Source organism: Stieleria sedimenti, assembly GCF_025060895.1.
GTDB lineage: Bacteria > Planctomycetota > Planctomycetia > Pirellulales > Pirellulaceae > Stieleria > Stieleria sedimenti.
Map to the genome: position 1 here is coordinate 1 of NZ_JANZKV010000380.1, position 2,249 is coordinate 2,249.

The 2,249-nt window shown below is 59.5% G+C and carries 1 protein-coding gene; it reads right to left on the reverse strand.

Going from position 1 to position 2,249, the window contains the following annotated elements; all coding sequences use genetic code 11:
• On the reverse strand, positions 1 to 2,249 hold a 2,249-nt coding region (mfd, locus tag NZK35_RS33970), incomplete at both ends, for a transcription-repair coupling factor (protein WP_259636973.1).

Genomic DNA, 2,249 nt, shown 5'->3' on the forward strand with positions numbered 1-2,249 from the left:
AATTCCAGCATCCGCTCGGCCGCTTCGGGCAGCGGGCCGAATCGGTCCAGCAACTCCTCGCGAATCAATCCGATCTCGTCGGCGCTTTCGATTTTCGCGATCCGGCGGTAGAGATCGATCTTGTGTCGCAAATCGGGCACATAGTCCGGTGCCAGATAGGCTTCGATCGGCAGGTCGATGTCGACGTCTGCGGACAGGGCCGGCGGCAGATTTTGCATCTGGCGGACGGCGTCTTCGAGCAGTTGGCAATACATCTCGTAGCCGATCGCAGCGATGTGTCCGCTCTGTTGGCTGCCGAGTAGGTTTCCCGCGCCGCGAATCTCCAGGTCGCGCATCGAGATCGCGAACCCGGCTCCCATCTGACTGAACTCCTCGATCGCCCGCAGACGTTTGCTCGCTTCGGGCGACAGGTGTTTGTGGGGTGCCACCATCATGTAGCAGAACGCCTGGTGTTTGTACCGTCCGACGCGGCCACGCAGCTGGTGCAGATCGCTCAGTCCGTAGTGATCCGCATCGTCAATGAAAATCGTGTTGGCGTTGGGGATGTCCAACCCGCTTTCGATGATCGTGGTCGCCAGCAACATGTCGTACTTGTGTTCGATAAAGTCGACCATGACTTGTTCCAGTTCGCCTTCGGGCATTTGGCCGTGTCCGATCACGATCCGAATCTCGGGAACAATGTTTCGAATCTTCTCGGCCACCTGTTCCATGTCACCGATTCGATTGTGCACCATAAAGATCTGTCCGCCACGGTTCAGCTCGCGGACGATCGCGCTGCGAATCAGTTTGTCATCCCAACGGGTCACGACGGTTTCGACACTGCGGCGTTCGGCCGGCGGTGTTTCCAAGTTGCTGATATCGCGAACGCCGACCAGCGCCATGTGCAAGGTTCGCGGGATCGGAGTTGCCGAAAGCGTCAGGACATCGACGTTGGAATGTTTGTTCTTCAAGCGTTCCTTGACGCCCACGCCGAACCGCTGTTCTTCATCGATGACGACCAGCCCCAGATTCGAGAACGCGATGTCTTTGCCGGCCACGCGATGGGTGCCGACGACGATGTCCACCTTTCCCGCCCGCAGATCCTTCAGCGTTTGGCGTTGCTCGGCGGCGGTACAGAACCGGCTGAGTTTTTCGATGCGGACGGGGAACTCGGCCATCCGATTGCGAAAGTTATGAAAATGCTGTTCGGCCAACACCGTCGTCGGCACCAACACGGCGACCTGGTAGCCGCTGGTCACCGCTTTAAACGCCGCCCGCATGGCGACTTCGGTCTTGCCGAATCCGACGTCACCACAGATCAAGCGGTCCATCGGCTTGGCCAATTCCATGTCGTCTTTGCAGTCGGCGATCGCGGTGACCTGATCGGGCGTTTCCTGGTAAGGAAAACTGGCATCGAATTGTTGTTGCCAGATGTGATCGGGGTCAAACGCGATGCCTTGTCGTCCGGTCCGTTTGGCTTGCAACTCGAGCAACTCGCTGGCCATGTCGGTCACCGCCGACTCGGCCGCTTTCTTCTGTCGGACCCAGGCTTGCCCGCCGATCTTGGCCAGCTTGGGACGGTTCTTGGTGCCGCCGACGTAGCGTTGGATCAAACCGATCCGAGAGGCGGGGACATAGATTTTGGAACCACCGTCGTATTCGATGACCAGATGCTCGACGTGCTGGCCGTTCTTCTCGATGTGGTCGAGTCCCCGGTAGAGCCCGATTCCGTGCGCGAGGTGAACGACCAGATCTCCCGCTTCCAGCTGCATCGACGCGGTGATCGGTTTTCCCGGGGCACGCGTCTTGCCGCGTCGAACCGGACTGCGATGGAACAGCTCGGCGCCGGTGAGCACCAATCGTTTTGCGGCGGTCAATCGGAATCCGCCGCTGATCTGTGCGACGGCCGGCTTGATGTGTCCGCTGCGTGCGGCCTCGGTTTCGGCCAACAATTCCATCAGCCGCTGGCTGTCCGATGGCGTGTCACCGACCAATAGAATTTCGTGGTCGGCGGCGACCGTGTCGATCCGCGTTTGCGTTTCGTCGAGCGCCAGTGCAAATCCGTCGGCGCTGGTCGACTGCAAATCGATCGTCGTCTCGGCACCTTCGTTCAGCAGCGACGCCGTCACCACTTTTAGGTGCGACATCGACGCGAGCAACGCATTAAAATCAGTGAAATGGCTGTGGTCGTCGGTTCGCTTGAGTAGCGTCTCGGCCGACAGCTTGCTGTCGTGGGGGTCGACCAGAATCACCAACGTGTCGTCCGGCAA